The 23,714-nt window shown below is 53.8% G+C and carries 26 protein-coding genes, 1 pseudogene and 1 riboswitch; of the genes and pseudogenes, 12 read left to right on the top strand and 15 right to left on the bottom strand.

Features of this window, described 5'->3' with window-relative positions:
* The first annotated feature begins 440 nt into the window (after positions 1–440).
* Positions 441–2,717, top strand: coding sequence for a hypothetical protein (locus tag MF4836_RS30550; protein ID WP_078473492.1), 2,277 nt, complete (start codon positions 441–443; stop codon positions 2,715–2,717).
* A 371-nt stretch (positions 2,718–3,088) separates the two neighbouring features.
* Here MF4836_RS30550 and MF4836_RS30545 read toward each other — a convergent pair whose 3' ends face one another.
* The 3 genes from MF4836_RS30545 to MF4836_RS30535 are packed head-to-tail and all read right to left on the bottom strand — an operon-like array spanning position 3,089 to position 5,443.
* Positions 3,089–3,532 carry a DUF6527 family protein gene (locus tag MF4836_RS30545; protein WP_078473491.1) on the bottom strand — a complete coding sequence of 148 codons (444 nt, stop codon included), beginning with the start codon at positions 3,530–3,532 and terminating at the stop codon, positions 3,089–3,091.
* Positions 3,529–4,719 (bottom strand): ThiF family adenylyltransferase, encoded by a 1,191-nt coding sequence (locus MF4836_RS30540; protein ID WP_078473490.1) that lies wholly within the window; start codon positions 4,717–4,719, stop codon positions 3,529–3,531. Before MF4836_RS30540 ends, MF4836_RS30545 begins: the two co-directional genes overlap by 4 nt.
* Positions 4,694–5,443, bottom strand: coding sequence for a multiubiquitin domain-containing protein (locus MF4836_RS30535; RefSeq protein WP_078473489.1), 750 nt, complete (start codon positions 5,441–5,443; stop codon positions 4,694–4,696). The genes MF4836_RS30540 and MF4836_RS30535 overlap by 26 nt, the downstream gene beginning before the upstream one ends.
* A gap of 212 nt (positions 5,444–5,655) precedes the next feature.
* Here MF4836_RS30535 and MF4836_RS30530 point away from each other — a divergent pair, with 212 nt between their 5' ends.
* Together MF4836_RS30530 and MF4836_RS30525 are read left to right on the top strand one after the other, a co-directional pair.
* Positions 5,656–6,027 (top strand): helix-turn-helix domain-containing protein, encoded by a 372-nt coding sequence (locus MF4836_RS30530; protein WP_055003240.1) that lies wholly within the window; start codon positions 5,656–5,658, stop codon positions 6,025–6,027.
* 14 nt (positions 6,028–6,041) lie between these two features.
* Positions 6,042–6,914 (top strand): ImmA/IrrE family metallo-endopeptidase, encoded by an 873-nt coding sequence (locus tag MF4836_RS30525; RefSeq protein ID WP_078473488.1) that lies wholly within the window; start codon positions 6,042–6,044, stop codon positions 6,912–6,914.
* Between the two features lie 318 nt (positions 6,915–7,232).
* Here MF4836_RS30525 and MF4836_RS35250 read toward each other — a convergent pair whose 3' ends face one another.
* A complete protein-coding gene (locus tag MF4836_RS35250; protein ID WP_153050289.1) occupies positions 7,233–7,586 on the bottom strand; it encodes a hypothetical protein in 354 nt (117 codons plus the stop codon).
* A 931-nt stretch (positions 7,587–8,517) separates the two neighbouring features.
* A riboswitch (Fluoride riboswitch) is annotated at positions 8,518–8,579 on the top strand.
* A 138-nt stretch (positions 8,580–8,717) separates the two neighbouring features.
* Here MF4836_RS35250 and crcB point away from each other — a divergent pair.
* The 3 genes from crcB to ppa are packed head-to-tail and all read left to right on the top strand — an operon-like array spanning position 8,718 to position 9,998.
* Positions 8,718–9,101 (top strand): fluoride efflux transporter CrcB, encoded by a 384-nt coding sequence (gene crcB, locus MF4836_RS30515; protein WP_017337059.1) that lies wholly within the window; start codon positions 8,718–8,720, stop codon positions 9,099–9,101.
* Between the two features lie 10 nt (positions 9,102–9,111).
* On the top strand, positions 9,112–9,465 hold the full coding sequence (locus MF4836_RS30510) for a DUF190 domain-containing protein (protein WP_058410836.1): 354 nt from the start codon (positions 9,112–9,114) through the stop codon (positions 9,463–9,465).
* A 2-nt stretch (positions 9,466–9,467) separates the two neighbouring features.
* Positions 9,468–9,998, top strand: a complete 531-nt coding sequence (ppa, locus tag MF4836_RS30505; RefSeq protein WP_058410837.1) for an inorganic diphosphatase — start codon at positions 9,468–9,470, stop codon at positions 9,996–9,998.
* Positions 9,999–10,140: 142 nt separating this feature from the next.
* Here the strand turns inward: ppa and MF4836_RS30500 are convergent, their stop codons facing one another.
* The 3 genes from MF4836_RS30500 to MF4836_RS30490 all read right to left on the bottom strand — a co-directional run bounded on the left by MF4836_RS30500 (position 10,141) and on the right by MF4836_RS30490 (position 13,118).
* Positions 10,141–10,641 carry an NUDIX hydrolase gene (locus MF4836_RS30500; protein ID WP_274522653.1) on the bottom strand — a complete coding sequence of 167 codons (501 nt, stop codon included), beginning with the start codon at positions 10,639–10,641 and terminating at the stop codon, positions 10,141–10,143.
* Positions 10,642–10,767: 126 nt separating this feature from the next.
* Positions 10,768–11,619, bottom strand: a complete 852-nt coding sequence (locus MF4836_RS30495) for a universal stress protein (protein ID WP_058410839.1) — start codon at positions 11,617–11,619, stop codon at positions 10,768–10,770.
* An 11-nt stretch (positions 11,620–11,630) separates the two neighbouring features.
* On the bottom strand, positions 11,631–13,118 hold the full coding sequence (locus MF4836_RS30490) for a SulP family inorganic anion transporter (protein ID WP_058410840.1): 1,488 nt from the start codon (positions 13,116–13,118) through the stop codon (positions 11,631–11,633).
* Positions 13,119–13,710: 592 nt separating this feature from the next.
* Between MF4836_RS30490 and chrA the strand changes: the two genes are divergently transcribed.
* Both chrA and MF4836_RS30475 read left to right on the top strand, forming a co-directional pair.
* Positions 13,711–14,931, top strand: a complete 1,221-nt coding sequence (gene chrA / locus MF4836_RS30480) for a chromate efflux transporter (protein ID WP_051422251.1) — start codon at positions 13,711–13,713, stop codon at positions 14,929–14,931.
* Positions 14,932–15,218: 287 nt separating this feature from the next.
* Positions 15,219–15,749 (top strand): arsinothricin resistance N-acetyltransferase ArsN1 family B, encoded by a 531-nt coding sequence (locus MF4836_RS30475; protein ID WP_033902846.1) that lies wholly within the window; start codon positions 15,219–15,221, stop codon positions 15,747–15,749.
* A 47-nt stretch (positions 15,750–15,796) separates the two neighbouring features.
* On the opposite strand, the gene MF4836_RS30470 is transcribed toward MF4836_RS30475, so the two are convergent.
* Genes MF4836_RS30470 through MF4836_RS30440 form a run of 7 tightly spaced genes read right to left on the bottom strand, consistent with a single transcriptional unit; the run spans position 15,797 to position 20,674 of the window.
* Positions 15,797–16,870, bottom strand: coding sequence for an ArsO family NAD(P)H-dependent flavin-containing monooxygenase (locus tag MF4836_RS30470; RefSeq protein WP_033902847.1), 1,074 nt, complete (start codon positions 16,868–16,870; stop codon positions 15,797–15,799).
* Between the two features lie 29 nt (positions 16,871–16,899).
* Positions 16,900–17,322, bottom strand: coding sequence for an arsenate reductase (glutaredoxin) (gene arsC, locus MF4836_RS30465; protein ID WP_033902848.1), 423 nt, complete (start codon positions 17,320–17,322; stop codon positions 16,900–16,902).
* A gap of 20 nt (positions 17,323–17,342) precedes the next feature.
* On the bottom strand, positions 17,343–18,056 hold the full coding sequence (gene arsH / locus MF4836_RS30460; RefSeq protein ID WP_033902849.1) for an arsenical resistance protein ArsH: 714 nt from the start codon (positions 18,054–18,056) through the stop codon (positions 17,343–17,345).
* Between the two features lie 47 nt (positions 18,057–18,103).
* Entirely contained in the window at positions 18,104–18,574 is a 471-nt protein-coding gene (locus MF4836_RS30455) for an arsenate reductase ArsC (RefSeq protein WP_033902850.1), read from the bottom strand.
* Between the two features lie 16 nt (positions 18,575–18,590).
* Positions 18,591–19,874, bottom strand: a complete 1,284-nt coding sequence (locus MF4836_RS30450; RefSeq protein ID WP_033902851.1) for an arsenic transporter — start codon at positions 19,872–19,874, stop codon at positions 18,591–18,593.
* A 24-nt stretch (positions 19,875–19,898) separates the two neighbouring features.
* A complete protein-coding gene (locus MF4836_RS30445; RefSeq protein WP_032856860.1) occupies positions 19,899–20,255 on the bottom strand; it encodes a metalloregulator ArsR/SmtB family transcription factor in 357 nt (118 codons plus the stop codon).
* Entirely contained in the window at positions 20,252–20,674 is a 423-nt protein-coding gene (locus MF4836_RS30440; protein ID WP_033902852.1) for an arsenate reductase ArsC, read from the bottom strand. Before MF4836_RS30440 ends, MF4836_RS30445 begins: the two co-directional genes overlap by 4 nt.
* A 129-nt stretch (positions 20,675–20,803) precedes the next feature.
* Here MF4836_RS30440 and arsN2 point away from each other — a divergent pair, with 129 nt between their 5' ends.
* The 4 genes from arsN2 (at position 20,804) to MF4836_RS30420 (ending at position 23,643) form a co-directional block, all read left to right on the top strand.
* Entirely contained in the window at positions 20,804–21,265 is a 462-nt protein-coding gene (arsN2, locus tag MF4836_RS30435) for an arsenic resistance N-acetyltransferase ArsN2 (protein ID WP_033902853.1), read from the top strand.
* 180 nt (positions 21,266–21,445) lie between these two features.
* Complete coding sequence (locus MF4836_RS30430; protein WP_032856864.1) at positions 21,446–21,793, top strand: ArsR/SmtB family transcription factor; 348 nt, start codon at positions 21,446–21,448, stop codon at positions 21,791–21,793.
* A gap of 38 nt (positions 21,794–21,831) precedes the next feature.
* Positions 21,832–22,917: a flavin-containing monooxygenase gene (locus MF4836_RS30425; RefSeq protein WP_033902854.1), complete on the top strand. Its 1,086-nt coding sequence runs from the start codon at positions 21,832–21,834 to the stop codon at positions 22,915–22,917.
* Between the two features lie 36 nt (positions 22,918–22,953).
* Positions 22,954–23,643, top strand: a complete 690-nt coding sequence (locus MF4836_RS30420; RefSeq protein WP_078473485.1) for an MFS transporter — start codon at positions 22,954–22,956, stop codon at positions 23,641–23,643.
* Here the strand turns inward: MF4836_RS30420 and MF4836_RS34810 are convergent.
* Positions 23,588–23,714, bottom strand: a pseudogene (locus MF4836_RS34810) (IS5/IS1182 family transposase); the annotation flags it as partial. The gene MF4836_RS30420 and the pseudogene MF4836_RS34810 overlap by 56 nt on opposite strands.

The raw sequence follows: 23,714 nt of genomic DNA, 5'->3' as shown, positions 1-23,714 counted from the left end.
TATGGTGCTTTAGGTTGAACGTTACCGCAGGTATTGAGTCGATGCAGTGAGGAAAGGCCGTTCGTCGGTCACTTGAGAAGGGGGCTGACGACGATCTGGATGGATTCGTATAATCCACCGCCTCACGAACCATGGCGAGTCATACACGCTTCGGCCGCGTAGCGTATTCCGATGTGAGACCGCGACCACCGGGAAGTGGAAAAAGGGGATAGAAAATGAGCGTTGAGCTTTTGTATGAGAAGGCCAGGAGCCAGATGGGTGCGACGGAAGCGGAGCGCCTGCGTAAGGCACGAGCCCGTACCGTTCTGATGACCAAAATCCTTGCTGCCCAAGCCAGAGCCCAAGCTGTTAACAGTGAGATGCTTGCTCGTACTTGCAGCCTGTAAATTTTTTATTTCCTAAAGCAGCCCTAGCGGCTGCTTTTTTTTGCGCGAAGAACAATGACTCCTTACCTCGTAACCGAATTTCAGCGCGAGACGCTGAGTGCCTTGATCCGCGAATGCTTCGGGTATGAATACCTGCAGATTTTTGACAAGGAGCAGGTGAAATATCTCTATGGCTACCTCCGCTCGCTCGGCGCGAAGACCATCCTCCTGGAGCCACGGTATACGGATCGAGATTTCCTAGAGGACTACTCTCGCTACTACGTCAAACGGTTCCGAAACGACGGTGAGGTATGTGGCCGGCTTCACTTCTTCAGTTGCAAGCTTGACCACAAGTCGTTCGACAGCATGATGCTCGATAGCGCGCGCCAGGACGTGTCTCGGGGTTGGCTGCAGGACAACTACTTGGGCTTCGTCCTGATCAAGCCCCTGAATAAGACATTCATCGGTAAGACCTGCCTGCGAACTGCAGGTGACTCCGGTACCGGCCCAGGTACCAAGAAGAAAATTTCTAAGCGCTACGACGTCAATTTATTCGGCATCAACCTTTCCGTTGAATCCATTGCATTCCAAGAACAGGACAAGGTTGTGGCTGCCTGCGCGACCACTGCGATTTGGACTGCCCTTCATGCTTTGCCTGGGCGTAACGTCAAGACCATCCCTTCTTGCAGCGAAATCACGATCTCAGCACTGAATTTTGTTGACGGCTCAAACAATGGATTTCCAAACAAGCATCTGACGCACAAGCAGATTCAACGTTCACTGGACGTAGAGGGCCTGCGTTATCACTCTTCGACACTCACTGAGACACCGAAGAAATGGTTCCAAGGCTATGCCTGTGCTCACATTGACAGTGACATACCGGTGATTCTCGCAGGCTTTGTCTATGGGCCTCAAAAGGCTAAAGCTAGCGAGGCAGAGCCAGAAGAGGACGCGCTTTCTGAAGCTGAACGTCTCTCTGTCCTTGAGGAATACGGTGACGGCCTTTCGGATGAAACGCGTGCACAATTGCTGGCTGGTAACGGGGCCACTGTAGGGCAATCGGTCTGCTTGAAGGGGGGTCATGCAATCACTCTTCTTGGCTACGACTTCCGCGATAGCGCGCAGTGGATCTATGTCCACGATGATCGCCTCGGCCCGTACGCGAGAGCTCAATTGATTGAGGCCACCAGCTTCATTGATCTTCACGCCGGTAACGGTTTTGAAGCTAGCGATGAGGTGAAAAACTCTCTCAAAAATCGCTGGGCGTTGGCATTCAGTCAGTGGGATGACGAAAAGCAGGTGTGGCTTTCTCCTCACGAAATTCTTGTGCCTGACATGGGCATTGTGCCGACTGATAAAAAGGCGCGACTTGAATTCCGCTACGCGCATGACACCGCCGCAATTCTCCTTGGTCATATCAAAAAGTGGATGGCCGAGATCTGTGACAGCTCTGAGCTTGAGCATCAGGATTGCCGCTACACTATCAAGCTGTCTCCCATTTCCCAGATTCGCAGCGAAATCGTGGGGAAACCTATTAGCTACGTGCCTGGCGATGTGCTGAAAGCGGGTAAAGAGTCCCCGACAGCCACGTCGGAAAGCATTCAGCGGTGGAATGCCGATAAGCTGAATTTCTTAACGGCGCCTATGGCTCGTCTGCAGTGGGATATTGATCTCTATTGGGGTGACAAAAAGGTTCTGAAGGTTCTGCTCGACTCCACGGACACTCCGTTGGGTGACGCGGTTTCGGCAATCTATGAGCACGACCTACTCCTGGCCGACCTGTTCTTGCGGGTCTTCAGGGACGACAAACCGAATGCCCAGTACGTAGACGAGGTGCACTTCTACAGCTCGTTCCTGAAAGTGCTCGCGAAGCGGGACATTGATCACACTGGCCACCTAAACACTACCTATGGTCAGCTACGCGCTCCGAAGAGACTTGAGCAGAGTGAGATCACTCTGGAAGGCAAGGGCGCCAACGATACTGCCATCGAGCGATTCGATCCAATGGCTGAGGAACGTTCCTTGATGACTCGCTACGAAGAGGTCGTTAAGGACACGGAAAAGAATCTCATCTGGGCGATTGGCAAAGATGGCAGCCTTTTTGTCGCGATTGATCTCAAAGATCCGAAGCGTGGTCATCCAAGCATGACTGGGCTTCAGGCTGCGCGGATCGCTGGTGAAATGTGGTGGAGGCCCGGCGATAGTGGTGGAGTGTGGGGTGTGAACCACGGATCCGGCCGTTATAGCTTTGACTACGCGAATCCCTCGAATTTGCTAAACAACGCAATTACCAAAATCGCGTCCTTCTTCCCTGACGACGAATTCGTCTCCGAGCCTGTCCGTAGGCCTTGATGTCCTCTTAAGCGGCGTAACCTTCAGCAAGGCCATTGCTGCTCGTCTCTCCGACTACTACGCGCTAAATGCGGAGTCGGTCGTAAGGGATTTACAGCCAGGCAAATACGAGGGCAAGGTTGCGGTTAGAGCTGGGGAGGTTTTTTTGATGCGTAGGCAGTTCATAGATTGAGGGCCCAAGTTTATCGCTCATCGCTCGCCCAGTTACTCAGCTAAATACGATCGATGTCATGGGCAAGGCGCCACAAAGTTATCAGATACGGTGTAAGCCACACCGCGAGGCCAGCCCACCAAATTCCAGAGGTTGGACACGATGGCGTGAGGGCATAACTGATTCAGCCCACAAGCCATCACTCCATTTCCGAACAGCGTCACTGGAATAGCCGTTTCAGCCACGCCAACAGCCCGCCCTTCTGCGGCTGCGTTGAGGATGCTTCCTCTGCCGGCACGTGGGATATTTTCTGCACGGTATTTTGCTTCTCGTAGAATTGTTCCTTGCGAGCTGCGACATAGGCCCGACCACTCTGTATGGCCTTATCTGACATCTCACCCGACCAGTCGACGGCCCCACCCCTGATAAAATAATGTGAACGGCAGGGGAAACTCCAATTGCCTACGGATGGGCTAAGCGAGACCTCACCATTGAAGGTCAACTGCCAGGCGGTAGGCGAGAGAGATAGAGGCACTTCCTGGCGGCATCCGCACGGGCACAAATGTGACACCGTCCGGTAGCGCATGGAAACGTAGAGCACCCCATCTTCCAGATCGTCAGGAATAAACTCCACAAATGTGGTGCGGAAGCGCTCGACTTTCATGTTGGCTGCTCAGAGTTGATATTCTTGTTATTGGCTGTGTTGAAGGACGCGTTCATCTCTGCGCTCCGGTCATAGAAGAATCCGCAATGCCGCTTCCAGCGCATCACCGCCAGCATGGCATTCATCGCGTTCATCTCGACAAGCTGGATATTCGACGCATAGAGGTTGTCGCGCTTGAGATCGCTCATCGACACTCGTGAGGCAACGTGGTCACGTTTTCCCGGCTCGCTAGTGGTGACTCGCATCACTCCCCATAGCAAACCATCTTCCGTCATCTGGACGTCCATTCCGGTGTCGATCATTGTCACAGCTGAGTCTTCGAGACGTTCGTAAATGAGCTTACGGACATCCCCTTTGTCCACACAGACAAAGACGTAATCAAAGGCGCGCAATTCATCGATATTGGACGCAGTCACCTTTTCGTTATGCGCCACGATGCCCCGCCTCAGCTCAGAGTACCGTTGAGAGTAGTAATCGACTTTGCTCAGGCGCTCGTCAAGAATAGCTCGTGAAATCACACCTGGAGCACGAAAGGCGTTGTGTTGCTGAAGAGCGTCGTCGTCATAGAGGTGAATTTCGGCCACCGGCGTCTTGGCGACTGCATCAAGGACATAAGCACCGGTACCGCCAAGCCCGACAATGGCAATGCGAAGAGGCTTGAGCTTAGCGACCTGTGCCCCAATACCCGCTCGGGGAGATGCCGTATCTTCGTAGACAAAAACCGACTCCGGATCCACAGTTTCAATGAGCTTGAACGTCAACGGTGTTTCACCGGTCGCTTTGGCCTTTACCTCATTCCAGAGAATGCGCGTGTAATGCCAAACCTTGTCGTAATAATTGTCGAAGTTATTTGCCCCACGGGGCTTGTTGGAGAAAGCGAAATTGGCAGTCAGCTCAGCTGAAATTGCCAATGACCACCCTTGGACGTCGATGGCCGTGATTTTCCCGCCATCGAACCGGTGAGGAAAACCGCCGATAAACAGCATGACATGGCTAGGGGGCGGCCCTGCCAACTCAGGATTCACCAAGGTCAGTGGGCAACAGAAAACGCCCTTCTGCACCTCTTTGTTCGCATCGAGGTAAGGCACCGAATGCACGAACAGGTGCCCATCTCGCACTTCCAGCTCAAAACCTTCATTGCGCAAACGCAACAAGTCTGGGCTACGACTGATCGCTAACGATGACATAGAATTCCATCCCTTCTTTCACGTGAACGTATTGGCCATCCACCACAGAACCTTCTGGGAATTCATGGGGCCCGTTGTCGTAATCAATCGTGTACACCGTGTTCGCCGGATGCGGGCTGCCCGGAAAGGCAAGCTCGACGAGATCGCGGTAGGAAAGCGACCGGGAATGAACGATTTTGGGCTTAGCATTGACGACGATGTGGGCCTCGAAGCGCTTGGTAGCGAATCGCTCGACGCCAGGCTTCGTCAGGTCGACGAACTCCTTGTTGCCAATCAGGTTGTCCTTCCCGCCAACAATGATTTCCCAGACATCGAAGTCGTTGACGTCCACACCTGCCAAGGTCTTCAAGGTTGCACCGGAGATCTGGCGAGCCCCCCATTCAAGGCTTTGGTCGTTTACGAGCATGCGGTACGAACTATCGCTTTCGAAGACGATAAATTTTTCTACACCTGCCGCCCGCAAGTCGACACTCTCATCAGGGCTGATCTCCTCAAGTCGCCCGGTTACCAAAATCTGAAACACCTGATGCTCCACCGCATTACGAATCCGGGCAAGGGCCAGGATTTGTGAGCCGGTCACGATAGGATCATTGATCACCGCCCCAACAAACCGCAGCGCTTCGTCACCAATCAGGACGCTGTAGGGCCCATGGTCACGCACCGGACGGCCTGCTTGAACTGCAGCCGATACATCTTCAGCTTCAAAAACATTTGACTCAGACATAGGGAAAAACCTCATGCACAGCACATCAATTCGTTGCCTGGCCAGACAACGCCACCGATCTTAAAAAACGACCCAACGGTCGTTGCCTAGCCAGACAACAGTGGACTTCAAAAAAAACCCGCTTATCATGGATCATGAATCGCAAGCTGTTGTCTGGCTAGGCAACAGACTACTCCCGCCCGTTCGGGCAATGCAAGAGGTTGGAGAAAAAAATGGATTTGGCTGAGTTCATCGCGACCATGCGTGAACGAAAAGAGCTGAGCTTCCGTGATCTGGAGAAGCGCGCAGGAGATCTAGATCATGCGTACATATGGCGATTGGAGAAGGGGGATCGAGCTGCTCCTTCAGACGATGTCGTGACTCGATTAAGCCAAGCGCTCGGACTAGAGGAGCGAGAGAGCGACGTGTTCCGCCTCTTGGCCAAATCAGTCACTGTGGACAATGCGCTTTACCATCTGATGGTCTCTCGCTTCGACATCCCATGGGAAGATTTCGAGGATGTGGCTACGATGAGCTTCCGTGGCGAACGCCCGACCACAGAGGATGCTTGGCTCAAACGGATTCAACTCATTCAGCAGATGTAGAAGCGAGGTTTTTCATGGACGAAAATATTGCAATCGCAAGGGCCCGAAAGCTGCTGAAAGACGTGGGAATTTCAAGCGTGCCGGTTGATGTCGAGGCAATGGCCCTTTTCTTAGGGTTCAACGTCTCGCGCAATGCGCTCGAAGATGGTGAAGCAGGCAACACCTTTCAAAGGCGCGGACAGAAGTACATCTGCGTCAATGAAAGAGACAGTGCGCTTCGTCAGCGTTTCACCATCCTCCATGAGATCGCACACCACGTCCTGGAACTCCCCTCCAGACATGGCGAGAAACTGCCGAGTGATGAGCTTGAGCGCTTCACCGGACGCTACCCGGAGGAGGTTCTCTGTGACATCTTCGCAGCAGAGTGCCTGGTTCCTTGGGAGCTGATCAAACCACTTGCACAGGAAAAAGATTTCACCCTGGAGCACCTCGCCGAATTGACTGAAAAATTTCAGGCGTCTCGCTCCTGCATCGCTTCCAAATTCGCTCAAGCGTCGAACAGTCCTCTGGCATTCGTCGTGGCGGAGGACGGAGTGGTGAAGTACTTCATCAGCTCTAAAGGGCTGCGAGAATCGCGCGTGTGGATCAATAAAGGGATACCGCTTCCTCAAAACTCCGCTGCGGTCAAAGCTTTCAAGGCCGGCTTCAGCGGTATGCACGAGGCAGACGGTGAAGCTACAGACTGGAGCCATAGTGACGATGCCCGTCGGTTTGCATATTACGAGCAAGCGACCTATCACGCGCCAACTAGGCAAACTCAGTCCATCTTGATATTCGAGGAGCTTGAGCAGCGACCGTCCTCCAACGGCTACCGCGCCAATCTAGATGATGACGGTCGTCTGGAAGAGCTCGATGGCTTTCCTGGTTGGTCAAAACCGCGCTACTAACCCTCGCCAGACGCCCTGCCTGAGCAAGCCCAATCTGCGTCGAAGTGCTCGACATCTTTCATTTTATTTCTGCGCCAAGCCGGCCCCTGCTCGCAACACAGCAGCGCATCATCCAATGTCGAGAAGGTGCCCGATTGGATCGGACGATCCCTGGCGCCACCCAACTGACCTGATTTTCAAGTCGCCAAGGCAAAAGCCTTAAGCCACTCTGATGCGCACCCGGTTCAAACACAAGCGAGCCACTCTAAACCGCACTCGGAGGAACCACCGTTCGACTAGAACAAATACGCCTCATCCCGAGAATCCGGCTCGTCCTCATCACCCTCCAATCCAATCAGGGCACTTTTGTAAAGGCCAATCTGAGGATGATGAAGTGCCAAGTGCGTCATGCCCATCGATGATCAGCTTCTGCTGCAGATGGCGTACGAGATGCCAAGCCAGAGGTTCGCGGATATCCAAGCAACCTTGGATCTGATGGAAACTATTGGAGCGCTGTGTAACAAGGGCCTCTCGAAGCGCTGTAAAGCCATCAACGCTGTGAACACGGATAGGATTGTTCAGCCCCGGACGACGCTCGTAAGCGCTCACAATCGATCCAAGGATTCCAGGAAGATCATTCCCATAGGCTTTGCAGGCAAGAGACCAGAGCTGACCATCAGACAGTAGGGTCATCGGGCTCGCACTATCAATAAATTGGCAAAATAGCCCCAAGCGCCGCCAGAATCCAGATCCACCTGTAAACCAATTTTTTGACGTGTTAACTGCCGAGGTTTACAGATCAAAAATTTAGTTAACAGATCCGAATTTTCGAAGCGCGCAGTAGGTCACCGGGTGCGTCTTGCTAGAACATTGAAGGCGACGGACGCTTGCAGACGCCTGTTGTCCGAGACGGGTGGAATTTCAGACGGACTGATCCCAGCAAAAGAGCCCTATTGGTTTGACGTCAAAGCGTAAGCAGCAGCCTACGGCTGCAAAGTAAAGCGATTTCTCCTCCGCCCCCAGCCCCACCATTCCAACCTCAAATTCACCTTCAGTCCTCAAAACCGTGTGATCTAGAAGCCGTAAATATCAGATGTAAAAGCCGGCGAAATCCTGTGAGAAAAGCGGTGCCTGGGCCACTGCCGCTTTTATCTTGCTCTCAAATATAAGAACTCCGTCTCGCTTAAAAATTTTCAAGAGGGGGGGGTGAAAATAAAATGGACATTGCCGACGAACGGTAAATAAATTGCCTATTTGTCAATCTGAATTTTCACTCAAACATCCTCGAAAAACTATAAAAAAGGCTTTAAAGCAGGCGAAAACGCTAACATTTATGAAATTTCGATTCACCAAGTGCGAATTTTGATCGCCTACGACCGCGCCCAGTAGCAGATACAGTGGCCATGTCGATCATTTGTAACCGTCCGGCCAACTCACCTTCCTATCCACAATTGCTGGGACAAAAATCAGCAATCCTCCCTGGGTCAATTTTCAATCGGCAGGATGGGTCAGTTTTCAATCAGCGCCAACAATCAAACATCTTGCCTAGCCAAAAGGGCCTTCAGATCGCTTGCATGCAGCTGCTCTTGATGCCTATTGATACCATTGGCGCTGATGCTATAGGATCAGATCAGGAGATGGCATTCCTCCTTTAACGGCCTTCGTGCTGATGATGCCTACGTGAACCCTGGACAGGGTGCGTAGGTGCGCCTCCCTGTCCTCCATTTTAGGACAGGCTATGATCTTACCCTCCGAGTTTCCCTTTTCTTTCGGCGCGAGCCGCTTGCGAGTTAGTCCACTCAGGTCTGATGAGGTGGGCTCGCCATGCTGAAGTCATTAATGGTCATCGCCGTTGGTGCTTCACTTGGAGCCTGGTTGCGCTGGATATTGGGCATGAAACTGAATGCTCTGTTTCCTACGATTCCCCCAGGTACTGTGGTCGCGAACATGGTTGGGGGCTACATCATCGGCCTGGCCATCGCCTTCTTGGCCGCTTCTCCTACCCTCAGTCCAGAGTGGCGTCTCCTGATCATCACGGGTTTCTGTGGTGGGCTTACCACCTTCTCTACATTTTCAGCCGAAACGGTTGCCTTGATTCAGGAGGGCAGACTGGTCTGGGCGCTTGGCTCAATTTCGTTGCACGTTGCAGGCTCGTTAGCGATGACCGCTGCCGGGCTTCTGTCCTACCAAATGATTGGTACTCGCTGAGGAGATAGAAATGAAAGGCTATATGGTCGTTTTCTTCACCCAACAAAACCGTCGTTATCAGGGAAAGATGCTAGGCGATTGGATCGTCGACGTGGCTAAAGAAATGGGGTTGCGAGGCGCCACGCTCTGCACCGGAATCGAAGGGTTTGGGCACACAGGAAAACTGCATTCATCGCACTTTTTTGAGCTGGCGGATCAACCCACGGAGATTCGCTTGGCCATCACGGAAGATGAGGCAGAACGATTGTTCAAACGATTGGACTCTGAGGAAATATCGGTGTTTTTCACCAAGACGCCAATCGAGATGGGCACCCTTGGAAAAACGCCCTCCAGCTCAACACCCTCCACAACTTCGGAGCTGTGAACATGAGCTACGCGGACATCCCAGCTGGCAACGCCCTCCCCGATGACTTTTTCACCGTTATCGAGATTCCTGCAAACCACTCGCCGATCAAGTACGAGGTGGACAAGTCGAGCGGACAAATTTTCGTTGACCGCTTTCTCAGTACACCGATGTTCTATCCGGCCAACTACGGGTTTATCCCGAACACGCTGAGCGACGATGGCGATCCGCTGGACGTCCTGGTGGTTTGTCCATATCCCGTCTCACCTGGAGTTGTCATCCGCAGTCGCCCGGTTGGTGTGATGTACATGACTGACGAAGCCGGAGCCGATGCCAAGGTGATCGCAGTGCCTCATGAAAAACTCAGCTCCATGTACATCGACGTAAAGGAGTGCTCAGACCTCCCTGCGTTACTCCTCGCACAGATCCAGCACTTCTTCGAAAACTACAAAGCATTGGAACCGGGTAAGTGGGTGAAGATGGGCCGCTGGGGCAGCGCCGATGAAGCGCGGGAAGAGATTCGCAAGTCGGTAGCTGCGTATATCCCCAAATAGACTTACGCCAGATTCAAATGCCTGTGTCGGAGGATCGCGCTGAGGTTCCTGCATTATGCTGGGCCTCAGTTGCTCCGATCATCAAATATCCGGGGAAACATATGCTGGGAATGAAGGAGCGATGTTGACTCGCCCATCCCCGTCAACGGCTGATTTGCACCAGCAACTCCGCAGCAACTTTTTTCAGCATGAAAGTTTCGCGCTGAATGGACTGCCCCATCGATGAGTCCTGACGCTGCATCACGGCTTCATTGTGCGATATGGCCTCATGTAGGTTGATCCAGACAGGCCGCATACCATTAGCGATTTCGTGGCTTTCCATTCTCACGGGCTCTAGCTGTGGCGCTACTTCGCATTGATAAAAATGCGATGTCATGTGCATCAGATCGTACTGTGGCTTCCAGTAGGGCCGGTACTCCTCGATGTAACCGTAGTGCTGGAGCACCTGTATTTCACGGGCACCAGTCTCTTCCTCAAGCTCGCGCTTCAGACCTGTGACAATGTCCTCGTCACCATCAAGACCGCCACCAGGAAAGCTGAAGTCGTTATAGCGCTCTGTGAACAGCAGCAGAATCTGTTCACCCCACATCACGATGCCGCGTGCTGCATGTCGACGGAATACTCTGCCCTGCTTGGATTTCAGCTCGGGGTGAACAATTTCAGTTAGTGAGTTGCATGTGGTCTCGTTACGGCAAGATCAGTTAGTCATCGTCCAAGGTGGCCACGGCATTTCCGCAGTTCTGGAAATACTGTGGCCAGTGGAACTGGCTCAGCGAAGCAGTAATACGGGTGAAGTGGATGTTCGCAGCATCGTCGTGGTCGTGCTGCCTACCAGAAACTGCCTAATGCGTGAGTGCCCGTACGCCCCCATGACCAAGAGGTCAATGCCGTGCTCTGCCTGATATGCATGGAGTACCGACTCCACTTCGCCTGGGCGGATCTCGGCATGCACCAGCGAGCCAGAAGAGGCAAATGTGGCTCGTGCTTTCTCCAGCTCGTTCTGATTTTCTTCGGAGTCCGTACCAGCCATGACGATATGAATTGGCAGGCCTTCGCACAGCGGGCTTGAAGCAAGCATCTGTACGGTCTTGTGTCCTGTAGCGCTGCCGTCAAATGCCACCATGACCGTTTCAGGTTTCCTGAAATGGCTGGTTGTAATCAGGATGGGGTGGTGGATAGTTCGGACTACCGCTTCAATCTGGCTGCCAAGACCTTGGGCACTGCGCGTGCTGTCCTCACCGACTCTTCCAATCACCAGTAACCGAATATCGTCTTGGAGATTGCTCAGGCTCTCGACGAGATGGCCATGGCGCTGCTTCATATCAGGTGACATGGCTCCAGAGTGGACTGTTCGCTCGCGAGCTTTTTCAAGCATGTGCTGCCCATGTTCCAAGGCCAGTTTTGCCCGCTGCGCATCCAGCGTGGCCAACTCTTCCAGTAGATGTTCTCTGCTACCGAGACCGATATTGCCGCTGAGGTCAGCGGATGCAGGATATTTCTCCTTATCCAGCACATGAAGCAAGGTCAGGGGAGCGCTGAGTCGTTGCGAGGCCCATGCTGCGTAATCGCAGACCGCCAATGAGGATTGTGAGTTATCAATGCATGCCATTACGTGGGTCATTGTCGTTCTCCTTAGTGGCCCATGAGCTTGTCGATGGCACCGGGCTTGTCATGCACACCGAAGCGGTCAACGATTGTTGCGCTGGCTTCATTGAGACCGAGCACTTCAACCTCAGCGCCTTCGCGTCGGAACTTGATCACGACCTTATCCAGCGCTGCGACGGCGGTGATGTCCCAGAAATGCGCCTGTGTGAGATCGATGGTGACCTTGTTGAGCGCTTCCTTGAAGTCAAAAACCTCAGTGAACTTGTCCGCAGAGCTAAAGAACACCTGGCCCACGACGTAGTAAGTCCGATGCGATTTCGTCTCTTCCAGAGTGCTCTTGATATCCAGGTAATGCCCAACCTTATTGGCAAAGAACAGCGAAGCCAGCAGCACACCTACCAGTACGCCGTAGGCTAGGTTGTGAGTGGCCACGACGACCACGACGGTCACCACCATGACGAGGTTGGTCGACAGCGGATGCTCTTTCAGATTACGCAAAGAATCCCAGCTAAAGGTGCCGATGGACACCATGATCATCACAGCCACGAGTGCCGCCATAGGGATTTTGGAGAGCCATTCGCCAAGAAATACCACCATCAGCAGCAGGAAAACGCCGGCACACAATGTCGAGAGACGGGTGCGGCCACCAGATTTAACGTTGATGATCGACTGGCCGATCATGGCGCAACCGGCCATGCCGCCAAGCATACCGGCAGCGATGTTGGCCACACCCTGGCCTTTGCACTCGCGGTTTTTGTTGCTGGTGGTATCGGTAAGGTCGTCGACGATGGTCGCGGTCATCATTGATTCGAGTAGACCCACTACTGCCAACGCAGCCGAATACGGGAAAATGATGCGCAGGGTTTCAAAATTCAGCGGAACTTCAGGCCAGAGGAAGATCGGGAGCGTATCAGGCAGTTGGCCCATGTCACCGACGGTGCGGATATCCAAACCGAGGTAAATGGCGATGGCCGTCAGCGTCAGAATGCACACCAATGGAGAGGGAATCAGCTTGCCGATTTTCGGCACATACGGAAACAGGTAGATGATTCCCAGGCCCGCAGCGGTCATGGCATAGACATGCCAGGTGACATTCGTAAGTTCCGGCAACTGCGCCATGAAAATCAGGATCGCCAATGCGTTTACAAAACCGGTGACTACCGACCGTGAAACGAACCGCATCAACGAGCCAAGCTTCAGGTAGCCGGCAAGGATTTGAAGTACGCCACACAGTAGAGTCGCGGCCAGCAGGTACTGGAGTCCATGCTCTTTTACCAGCGTCACCATGAGCAGTGCCATGGCGCCGGTAGCCGCCGAGATCATTCCCGGGCGCCCGCCGACAAAGGCGATGACAGCACAGATACAGAAGGAGGCGTAGAGACCGACTTTGGGATCTACCCCGGCGATGATGGAAAAGGCGATTGCTTCCGGGATCAGCGCGAGTGCGACTACCAGCCCCGCGAGCACGTCGGCACGGACGTTAGAAAACCACGTTTGTCTAAGTTTTTGCAGCATAGAAATATCCAAGGCAAAGCATCGCGCACGCCAAGGGAATGGCGAGCGAGTCGATACAAATTCAAATTTTGAGGATTTTTTTGCTGTGCGCTTAAGGTGTAAAACCAGGCGTACAGCAGTGCGCACCCGCGAGCGAGGCTAGCGGAAGCAGGTTGTTGCGAGGGGGCGTAGCGCTAAGGCGGCGTAGGCTGCCAGTAGATCGTTTGGAGTACAGTCATGCTGATGTTCCTGTAGCTCAAGGGTATGCAGAGCCGGCAGTATACAGCAAATCAACCCTTGATCGGGACTCAGTGTCAAGCCCCACGAAAATTTAATGCTGAAGGAGAGGTAGCTGAAGAGTTGGTTTTTTAGCAAAGTCTAATTTGTAGATACGGCTCTGTTACGTGTGGCAATGGTGAAAGCCGTAAGCATCTCGCGAGACCCGCTTAGAACTCGAACTGGTTTTCGCTGAGGTTGGTACATCATTATGAAACCAAGTTCTGATCCACTCGCAGGGCTAGCCGCGTATGCCTAAGGAAGGCCATCGTTTAGCCTATATACCGTTTGCTCCAAAGTATTTGGTTTTGTGCAGCAATCATTTTGGGAGTGATGAATATTGTCAGCCGAAAGTAGTGTAAAGGCCGTCACGACTGACTCCCCTTGGGCGGTTTTTCTGGTGTTTCTGCGCCTAGGGCTCACCTCCTTCGGAGGCCCGATTGCACATCTAGCTTACTTTCGCGAAGAATTTGTCGCTCGACGCCAATGGCTGAGCGAGCGTAGCTATGGGGATTTGATTGCTCTGTGCCAGTTCTTGCCGGGGCCCGCCAGTAGCCAGGTTGGAATAGGTTTAGGACTATCTCGTGCTGGGTTTCCTGGAGCAGTAGCTGCGTGGGCAGGCTTCACATTGCCTTCGGCAATAATCCTGGTTTTATTCGCTCAGGGTATGTCCTCGTGGGGAGGGGCGCTTCCGAGCGGTCTTTTACATGGTCTTAAAATTGTCGCGGTGGCTGTCGTTGCTCAAGCCGTCTGGGGAATGGGCCGCAGTCTTTGCACTGATGCCCCTCGAATAACCGTCGCCGTGTTTGCTGCCTATGCTGCACTGCTTTGGCCGCATGCCTGGGGGCAGATCGGCGTGATTTTCTTCGGCGCTGTCATAGGAATGATGCTCTTCAAAACCGATGAAAGCCAAACTACGGAGTCTTTGCCCATATCGGTGAGCAGAAAAGTCGGCGTGGTGTTGTTGCTGCTGTTCTTCGGCCTTTTAGCTGGCCTGCCATTACTGATTCAAGTGTGGCCCTCTCAAGCGTTAGCTGTGGTAAATGCCTTTTTCCGTACTGGGTCATTAGTTTTTGGAGGTGGGCACGTCGTGCTGCCGCTGCTTCAATCAGCTACCGTGCCGAACGGATGGGTAGCCAATGACACATTTCTTGCCGGATATGGTTTAGCACAGGCCGTACCGGGCCCGCTTTTTACCTTCGCAGCATTTCTTGGCGCGTCCATGAATGCCCAACCTTCTGGTTGGCTCGGGGCTACCGCGTGCGTCCTAGCAATTTTTGCCCCTTCTTTCCTGCTCGTAATCGGCGTTTTGCCATTCTGGGAGCAACTGCGGAAAAGCTTACGCACCCAAGCTGCACTTTCAGGCGTAAACGCAGCAGTTGTGGGCCTTCTTCTGGCGGCCTTGTATAACCCTGTCTGGACGAGTGCCATATTCACTCCTACAGACTTTGGCTTGACGCTGATAGCTCTCGTGGCCTTGATGTTCTGGAAGGCTCCTCCATGGTTGGTAGTCTTGGCTGGAGGCCTCTTCGGATGGTTACTCAGCAGTGTATTTTGAGGCCGGCTAAACGATACCGTCAGGACGAGTTGCTTCGCGCACGATTACAGTGTGCTGAGCTGTTGATGCAGCCGATGGATTTGATGAGCCTAAGGGGCAGAACTGAGAGCATGTATTGCGGCCCTAATTTCGCGATAAACCTTCTGTGGTCTTGAGCTAGGACTATACGAAAGACAAGCCCCCAAGTGAGGTACACAGATTTCAGGCCGCTCTTTTTTCTAATGGCCTAATGGCGAAAGCTGACCAGGAAAAGGTAGTGTTCAAATTCTTACTCATGGACGTCCTACATGCCTGTCACAATTCGCGCTGCAGTGGTGGCAGATGCACAAGCTATCCAGTGCATTTACGCTCAGATAGTTTCGACAACGGCGATCTCGTTCGAAGAGATCCCGCCAAGCGCTGAGGAAATAGCTCAGCGAATAGCCACCACACTTCAAACATATCCCTACCTTGTGGCCGAAGAAGATGGGGAGGTCAAGGGCTATGCCTATGCAAGCCAGCACCGCGCACGCCCGGCCTACCGATGGGCAGTTGACGTGACGGTATACATAGCTGAATCGGCTCGCCGTCAGGGTGTTGGCCGTGAGCTCTATGAGACCTTGCTTCCGATTCTTGAGAAGCAGAGATTTCGCGCAGCGTACGCCGGAATTGCACAGCCCAATGAAGGAAGTGTGGGCCTGCATGAGTCGCTGGGGTTCGTCCACATCGGCACATATCCGGAGGTAGGCTTCAAGCTTGGGAAATGGCACGACGTCGGCTACTGGCGACTCGGGCTGTGTCCGGCAACTCCTCCACTGGAGCCTATTCTCTTTCCTTAGCTTGAAGTCGCATCACAGTAGGCACACTCGATTTGCGTCGCGAGACATCAGGGTTCGCTAGTGAGATAGCTTTGGACTTGGTTGACTACATCCCGAGCGGTGCGGGTTACTCCGATCAATGTCGCAGAGGCGAGCCCCGTCCAATCGCCGTAACCCACCAGCCACAAATTGGGTGACGCAACACTTCGATTTTCGTCCACAGCCACTTTACCGTCCAGGCCTACAACGCCCAGGCTGCTCAGGTGGTCGAGCGCGGGAGAAAATCCCGTGCACCAGATGACAACGTCCAACTTTGTTTCGTCTCCTGATGACCACACAACGCCTGTCGAAGTGAAGTGCGTGAATGGCCGTACCGCTCTCAATACACCGCGTTCACGAGCGTCTTTCACCGATGACACCATTACGATGTCGCCCAACCCTCCAGCGGGCTGCTCAGGCTCCACACCATCCTGTTGCGCCTTCAATCGAGCTGTAGCTCGTTCGAACAGGACGCGCCCATCAACCTCATCAGGTAGAAACTTTGGGACTTCTTGAGTTACCCAGGTTGTCTGAGCCACTTTGGAAACCTCGGCGTAAATCTGGGCTCCCGAGTTGCCACCACCGACGACAAGGACAGTTTTCCCCTCAAACTCATCCGGCCCAACGTAATGAGCGGAATGAAGCTGCTGCCCTAAAAACAACTCCTGTCCGGGATAGCTTGGGATAAATGAGCGGCTCCAGGTGCCTGTTGCACTGATAACCGCTTTGGCCTCCCAGGCTCTGTCCTCGGAGACAACCCGTAATCCGTCTTCGATTTTCTCGACACGGTTTACCCGCGTGGATCGGATGATGGGAAAGTCATATCGACGCTCGTACAGAGTTAGATAGTCGATAACATCGTCCAGCCCAGGAGTCCCCTCGGATACTGCTGGCATGGGCCAGCCGGCAATTGAGCTCCAAGCAGACGGCGAGAATAGTCGGAGAGAATCCCACCCATGCCGCCAGGCCCCTCCCGGTGCTGACTCGGCGTCGAGTAATACATAGGAAAGGCCTGTACGCCTCAAGAAATAGGCTACGGTGAGCGCGGATTGGCCACCGCCAATGACCACTACATCAAATTTCGAGTTTTGATTCACCAGCATCCCCCCAGGCCCATCTGCTTTACATCGGTTTAAACCCTGCGGCCATTCTCATCAATGACGACTTGTCCGTCTTCTTTGACGAAGCTGCCGCGCTGCTCTTGCGGCAGAAGGTCGAGGACTGCCTCTGACGGTCGACACAAGCGTGTGCCCAAGGGCGTCACGACGATGGGGCGATTGATCAGGATGGGGTGAGCCATCATGGCATCGATGAGCTGATCATCAGTAAGTGACGTATCGCCCAGTCCCAACTCCTCGTAAGGAGTGCCTTTGATGCGAAGCAGGGCCCGCATCTCAATACCCATATCCTTGATCAACCTGACAAGCGTGGTGCGGTCAGGTGGGGTCTGTAGGTACTCGATAACAGTCGGCTCTTCTCCGCTGTTGCGGATCAGCTCCAAGGTGTTGCGAGAGGTGCCACATTGCGGGTTGTGATAGATCGTGATCTGGCTCATACAGTTTCCTCGCACTGACGTTAGATGGAGCGCTGGTTGACGCGTTTGGAAAGCTCTTCGGCGGACTCTTTGCGCTCGGAGTACCGATCAACCAAATAATCCTGGCGATCCCGCAACAGCAGGGTGAACTTCATCAGCTCTTCCATCACGTCCACGAGTCGGTCGTAGTACGAGGACGGCTTCATACGACCTGCCTCGTCGAACTCGGTAAATGCCTTGGCCACCGAAGATTGGTTTGGGATGGTGAACATCCGCATCCATCGGCCCAGTACGCGCAGCTGATTGACCACGTTGAAAGATTGGGAGCCGCCGCAGACCTGCATCACTGCAAGGGTTTTGCCTTGCGTAGGCCGTACAGCGCCCATCGCCAGCGGTACCCAGTCAATTTGGGCTTTGAATACTGCGCTCATGGAGCCGTGACGCTCAGGGGAGCACCACACCTGCCCCTCAGACCATTGCATCAGCTCGCGCAGCTCAGCGACCTTGGGATGTGTATCGGGAGCGTCATCCGGCAGCGGGAGACCTGATGGGTCAAAGATCTTGGTTTCGGCGCCAAACTCTTCCAACAAGCGGGCTGCTTCCTGAGTCACCAGCCGGCTGAAAGAGCGCTCTCGCGTCGATCCGTACAAAAGCAGAATTCGAGGCTTATGGAGCGAAGGCGTACGAGGTGCCAGTTGCTCCAACGAAGGAATGTCGATCAGGTCGGCGTGAACGTTCGGCAATGTCTCTTGCATACAAACTCCTACGGCGGCGCCTGATTGGGGGCCGCCTCGGTTGGTCTTTAAAGCGAACCGATGCGATTCAATTCAGCTTTCAACTGGTCAGTGCTGATGGTCTTCAGTGGCAGCGCAAGAAATGCGCTCACGCGTTCGTGAATTTTGGCTAGTGTGGTTTCAAACGCAGCGGTGATCTCGGCTTCCGACCCGCTAGCCTCAGACGGGTCGGCCAGCCCCCAATGCGCCTTCAAAGCTGGCCCGAAGAAGATTGGGCATGCCTCACCTGCAGCCCGGTCACAGACAGTGATCACGATGTCTGGCGGCGAGCCTTCAAAAGCGTCCGAAGCCTTGCTGCTTAAGCCCGCAGTAGAGATACCCGCCGCCTCCAGTGTCTGCAGTGCCCTTTGATTCACCCGGCCACTGGGAAAGCTTCCTGAGCTGACAGCTTCTACGCCCTCGGGCGCCAAGTGGTTGAAAAGCGCCTCGGACAGAATGCTGCGGCAGCTGTTGTGGGTGCACATGAACAAGACTTTCATCAGAAGATTCCTTGATTCAGAAACTGAGGCGCAATGCCAGGGCAGACAAGGTGGCGACGAGGATAGGCAAGGTCAGCACGATCCCAGTCTTGAAGTAGTAACCCCAACTGATCTTGATGTCCTTCTTGGCCAGCACATGCAGCCACAGCAGCGTGGCCAGACTGCCAATTGGAGTGATCTTCGGGCCTAGATCGCAGCCAATGATGTTGGCGTACACCATTGCTTGCTGTACGACGCCATCAACTTCGGCGGCTTGGATGGATAAGGCACCAACCAGAACCGTGGGCATGTTGTTCATGATCGAAGACAGCAATGCTGTTAGCAGCCCTGTACCCAGGGACGCGCCCCAAACGCCATAACCGGCGAACACGTTCAGGATCTGCGCGATGTGGTCGGTCAGGCCGGCGTTCTTCAGGCCATAGACGACCAGGTACATACCCAAAGAAAAAATCACTACTTGCCATGGGGCCTCTTTGAGCACCTTGCTTGTGTTGATGGCGTGACCACGAGCCGCGATGACATAGAGAATGAACGCACAGACCGCTGCAATGGCGCTGATTGGCACCCCCAACGGCTCAATGACAAAGAAGCCGATCAGGAGTAGTGCCAGCACCCACCAGCCGGCTACAAACGTGGCCCGGTCGTGGATTGCCTCGTCCGGATTGTTCAGTTGGTTGAGGTCATAGGTCTTTGGTAAATCTTTGCGGAAAAACCACAGCAGCATGGCTAATGTCGCTGCCACGCTGACGATGTTTACCGGCACCATGATCGAAGCATATTCGTTGAAGCCGATATCGAAGTAGTCGGCAGAAACAATGTTGACCAGGTTGGAAACCACCAGCGGTAAGCTCGCCGTGTCGGCGATAAAACCGGCTGCCATGACGAATGCCAAAGTAGCCGCAGGAGAAAAACGCAACGCCAGCAACATCGCGATCACAATGGGTGTGAGGATCAATGCTGCTCCGTCATTGGCGAACAGGGCCGACACCGCTGCGCCAAGCAGGACGATAAATGCGAACAGCTTGCGGGTGCTTCCGCCTCCCCATCGGGCCACATGCAGCGCAGCCCATTTAAAAAAGCCTGCCTCATCAAGCAGCAAACTGATGATGATGACCGCGATGAAAGTTCCGGTAGCATTCCAGACGATGCGCCAGACCTCGGGTATGTCTGCAAGAGTAACGACGCCTGCCAGCAACGCCACGATGGCACCCAACGTGGCACTCCAACCAACTCCGAGCCCTTTGGGCTGCCAGATGACGAGCACGATGGTGGCGATAAATATCAATACGGCAATCAGCATTTCGTTAATCCGGTTGGGCGTGAATCAGCTGCACACGGCCTGGTTGATCGGACGGTCGTTCATACCGCACAGGCGTTTAGTCTCGGTTTCCAGCCATTGCTGATTGGCGTCTACGACTTCTTTCAAAACCGCAGTTACCCACGCAGGCAAATCGGGGTTCAGGCGGTAGTACACCCACTGACCTTGCCGGCGATCCATCAACAAACCAGCAGAACGCAGCAGGGCCAAATGACGAGAAATCTTCGGCTGGTTCAGGTCGAGTGCCGCCGTCAGCTCGCAGACACACAGCTCGCCTTCGCTCACGACAAGCAGGGAAATTTTGGCTCGGGTGTCATCCGCCAAGCACTTGAATAACGTGGTGGGGTTCATGGGTTCTGTCATAGATCCTCCAGGTGTTTGGTCTTGACCAAAACGAAGAGCTTGATGCGCTCGTGGATGTCGTGGAGCGTGTGGCGAAATGCACCGGGATCATCGTTCGTTACTGGGTCAGGAAAGTCCCAGGCAATGACTTCACCTGCACTGGGCATTGGTAGGCACTCGCTGGCGGATTTATCGCAAAGAGTGATTACGTAATCGAATCGATCAGCTTGAAACTCGCTGATGGACTTGCTTCGCAGGCCCGTCGCATCGACTCCAACTGCCTCCAACGCCTGAATCGTGCGCGGATCAACCTCAGAGGGTTGGGATCCTCCGCTGAAGGCCTCGAAGCGCGGGTCGGTGTGACGCAGCAAAGCCTCTGCAAGCTGGGAGCGGGCTGAGTTGGCAACGCACACGAAAAGCACTTTGATAGCAGGGGTCATGACTAGACTCGATGCATATGGAAAATCGAATATACGCTTTGGCAGATATTCGGTAAAGCGAATATGATGACTACGGCTTCGGCTTGGGCCGTAACAGTCCATGCAAAGCAGCACAAAGGAGATGGAAGGATGGAGTGGGAGATGATGATCCAGGCAACGGAAATAGCCGGTGGGCAATGGCAGCGCTTTCGCGATGCACTGAAATCTGCTGACCTTCCATCAGACGATATTGATCTTCCGGGCCGAACCTTTTTTGAGTTCACGCTGGACAGTAAGACGGTCGCATGGGGAGGATTCGAAACGCATGGTACGGACGGGTTGCTGCGTTCCCTGGTCGTGGAGCCGGCATGCAGATCGAAAGGGGTTGGAGCTGAAATGCTTCGAGTCATTGAAGCGATAGCCGCCGGGCAGGGAATCGCTCGATTTCATTTGCTGACAACAACAGCGCCAGGATTTTTTGAGCAGCAGGGGTACGCAGTGCATCAACGGGGCTCTGCGCCGCCTCTGATCTCACAGACGGAGCAGTTTAGGGGGCTTTGCCCTGGCTCGGCTTGTTACATATGCAAGGCGTTACCGCTGGACGATGGCTGATTGTCGACGCTACCGATAACCTAGCAGCAGAAGGTTGGCCGATCATCCCATTGAGAAGTTTGGCACCTGGATTGAGGTGTTGCTCGTCAGTAGATAGGCACGGCCCTCTGGAGTGCTGGCAGGTCGTGCTTTGTCGACCCGACCTTTACATGTGCACGTACATGCACATATAGTCGCTACATGACCTTATTACTGAACCGAACCCAGGCAATCGAGGCCGCCATAGAATCGCTGGACGGTGCATTCTTCAAAGCCCTCTGTGAGCCACCGCGAATCGCAGTGCTGAAGCGCGTAATGCTACTAGGCCGTGCTGATGTCACTGAAATTGCGGCTGACTTACCTCAAGAGCGTTCGGTTGTGTCTCGCCACCTTCAGGTGCTACTAGAGGCGGGGATCGTTAGAGCCACTAAGGTAGGGCGCCAGATGTTCTATGAAGTGGACGGCCCAGCCATTATCAAGCGTCTAGAGGCCATCCTCATCCACACCAAAAGCATCGTTCCACTGTGCTGTCCAGGCGAAAAGGTCTGAGCCTTTTTTTGCATAAATACGTGCATGAGTGCGCATACATGAACATAAGCAGTCAGATGTTGGATGTTATTGTCATTGGTGCTGGCCAAGCAGGGTTGGCTACCGGTTGGCACCTGAAGCAGCACGGCTTCAATTTCCGCATTTTTGATGAGCAATCGCAGCCTGGGGGGAACTGGCGTAATTACTACGACAGCCTTGAATTGTTCTCGCCAGCAGCATATTCCTCTCTTCCGGGGCTTCCATTTCCTGGAGCAGCAGGCCACTACCCTTCTCGGGATGAAGTAGTGCGTTATCTGGAAGGTTATGCCGACTTCTTCCGGTTACCTATCCTTCAAGGGATTAGGGTCGCGAACGTAGGTCAGGAAGGCGAAGGATTTCGGATCACTGCAGCGAACGGACAAAGCTTTTGTGCGAGAGCGGTGGTCGTGGCCTCAGGAGCCTTCAGTCGTCCCTACGTACCCGATATCCCTGGGCTCAAGAACTTCAGCGGCACTCAGCTTCACAGTGCTCATTATCGGAATGCAGAAGCATTTAGTGGGCAACGCATCGTCGTAGTTGGCGCTGCTAACTCGGCTGTACAAATCGCTTACGATTTATCCAAAGTTGCAACCGTGACTCTGGCCACGCGAGAGGCGATTCGATTCGCGCCACAACGGATATTAGGAGCAGATTTTCATACTTGGTTGAAATGGACAGGCCTAGAGAAAACTAAGTGGCTAAACGATCAAAGCACGCCTGTACTGGACGACGGTACGTACAGAAAGGCTCTGAGATCCGGACGCTTCAATCAAGCAGCAATGTTCTCCGAGGTCACTTCAACAGGCGTTATTTGGGCCGAAGGGCAGCATGAAACCGTTGATAGCCTGATTTTTGCCACTGGCTATCGTCCGAACCTGCCATTTCTCCAAGGCCTTCCAGTAATGGATGAGCAGGGACGAGTGGCGCAGCGCGACGGGCGAGCCGTTCATGTTCCAGGCTTGTACTTTGTAGGCTTGCCCAAACAACGCAACTTCGCTTCTGCAACCCTACGAGGAGTGGGGCCTGATGCCGAACAAATACTTCGGTATTTGCTAAAGCGAGTTCGTAAGTTAGAAGCCGCCCCGACGCTCGTAACGCAAAACTGAGCCGCTGGCGTCCGAAAAAACAAGAGTCCGTAGCTAGTGAAAAACCTAGAAAGCAGCCAACGACCTATCAACCGATTCAAGCTTGTGTGGGCATTAGGCATCGCACAAATCCTTGCTTGGAGTTCGACCTATTACCTGCCAGCAGTTCTTGCAACACCAATCACCAAAGAAACAGGATGGTCAGTTACGAGCGTAGTGATTGGATTATCTTGGGGACTGCTGGTCGCAGGAGCTTGCTCGCCCATGGTGGGACGATGGATCGATCAAAGTGGGGGACGCCCCGTGTTGGCAGCTAGCTCGTTATTTTTGGCGATGGGTATGCTGTTGATGGGCTTAGCCAGTCACTTGGCCGTTTATTACCTAGCATGGACGCTGATCGGCGCGGGCATGGCTGCTGGCCTTTATGACGCAGCGTTTTCGACTCTCGGACGACTACTTGGCGACCACGCACGTGCCTCGATGACTGGTCTAACCTTGCTAGGTGGGTTTGCCAGCACCTTAGGCTGGCCACTGATCGCAGGCCTAGAGCACCAGATCGGGTGGAGGTACAGTTGCTTTGCCTTAGCCGCAATGCACCTGGTAGTTGGACTACCAATCCATCTTCTGACAATTCCCAGCGAGAAAGGCCCCCCAGCCGAATCTGCACCTCTTACAAGTCCCTCGTCCATTCCTAGGCTTTGTACGAAAAGTATTGCCGCATGCAACGTAGGCTGCAGGCCAAGGTGACCATGGCTGCAAAGCTCTTGGCCAGCTTGTCATAGCGAGTGCCGATCCTGCGATTTTCTTTCAGCCAGCCA

This window comes from Pseudomonas sp. MF4836, assembly GCF_002018875.1.
Lineage (GTDB): Bacteria > Pseudomonadota > Gammaproteobacteria > Pseudomonadales > Pseudomonadaceae > Aquipseudomonas.
This window is presented reverse-complemented; position numbering and strand designations above follow the sequence as displayed.

Coding starts and splice junctions, on each gene's coding strand:
- MF4836_RS30450 (WP_033902851.1), bottom strand. CDS start 19,874: ATGCTGATTGCCGTATTGATATTTATCGCCACCATCGTGCTCGTCATC.
- arsN2 (WP_033902853.1), top strand. CDS start 20,804: ATGGAGTGGGAGATGATGATCCAGGCAACGGAAATAGCCGGTGGGCAA.
- arsC (WP_033902848.1), bottom strand. CDS start 17,322: ATGAGCCAGATCACGATCTATCACAACCCGCAATGTGGCACCTCTCGC.
- MF4836_RS30545 (WP_078473491.1), bottom strand. CDS start 3,532: ATGAAAGTCGAGCGCTTCCGCACCACATTTGTGGAGTTTATTCCTGAC.
- MF4836_RS35250 (WP_153050289.1), bottom strand. CDS start 7,586: ATGACCCTACTGTCTGATGGTCAGCTCTGGTCTCTTGCCTGCAAAGCC.
- MF4836_RS30495 (WP_058410839.1), bottom strand. CDS start 11,619: ATGACCCACGTAATGGCATGCATTGATAACTCACAATCCTCATTGGCG.
- MF4836_RS30440 (WP_033902852.1), bottom strand. CDS start 20,674: ATGACCCCTGCTATCAAAGTGCTTTTCGTGTGCGTTGCCAACTCAGCC.
- MF4836_RS30455 (WP_033902850.1), bottom strand. CDS start 18,574: ATGAAAGTCTTGTTCATGTGCACCCACAACAGCTGCCGCAGCATTCTG.
- crcB (WP_017337059.1), top strand. CDS start 8,718: ATGCTGAAGTCATTAATGGTCATCGCCGTTGGTGCTTCACTTGGAGCC.
- arsH (WP_033902849.1), bottom strand. CDS start 18,056: ATGCAAGAGACATTGCCGAACGTTCACGCCGACCTGATCGACATTCCT.
- MF4836_RS30470 (WP_033902847.1), bottom strand. CDS start 16,870: ATGCTGGTGAATCAAAACTCGAAATTTGATGTAGTGGTCATTGGCGGT.
- MF4836_RS30540 (WP_078473490.1), bottom strand. CDS start 4,719: ATGTCATCGTTAGCGATCAGTCGTAGCCCAGACTTGTTGCGTTTGCGC.
- MF4836_RS30550 (WP_078473492.1), top strand. CDS start 441: ATGACTCCTTACCTCGTAACCGAATTTCAGCGCGAGACGCTGAGTGCC.
- ppa (WP_058410837.1), top strand. CDS start 9,468: ATGAGCTACGCGGACATCCCAGCTGGCAACGCCCTCCCCGATGACTTT.
- MF4836_RS30510 (WP_058410836.1), top strand. CDS start 9,112: ATGAAAGGCTATATGGTCGTTTTCTTCACCCAACAAAACCGTCGTTAT.
- MF4836_RS30490 (WP_058410840.1), bottom strand. CDS start 13,118: ATGCTGCAAAAACTTAGACAAACGTGGTTTTCTAACGTCCGTGCCGAC.
- MF4836_RS30445 (WP_032856860.1), bottom strand. CDS start 20,255: ATGACAGAACCCATGAACCCCACCACGTTATTCAAGTGCTTGGCGGAT.
- MF4836_RS30425 (WP_033902854.1), top strand. CDS start 21,832: ATGAACATAAGCAGTCAGATGTTGGATGTTATTGTCATTGGTGCTGGC.
- MF4836_RS30475 (WP_033902846.1), top strand. CDS start 15,219: ATGCCTGTCACAATTCGCGCTGCAGTGGTGGCAGATGCACAAGCTATC.
- MF4836_RS30430 (WP_032856864.1), top strand. CDS start 21,446: ATGACCTTATTACTGAACCGAACCCAGGCAATCGAGGCCGCCATAGAA.
- MF4836_RS30535 (WP_078473489.1), bottom strand. CDS start 5,443: ATGTCTGAGTCAAATGTTTTTGAAGCTGAAGATGTATCGGCTGCAGTT.
- MF4836_RS30530 (WP_055003240.1), top strand. CDS start 5,656: ATGGATTTGGCTGAGTTCATCGCGACCATGCGTGAACGAAAAGAGCTG.
- MF4836_RS30525 (WP_078473488.1), top strand. CDS start 6,042: ATGGACGAAAATATTGCAATCGCAAGGGCCCGAAAGCTGCTGAAAGAC.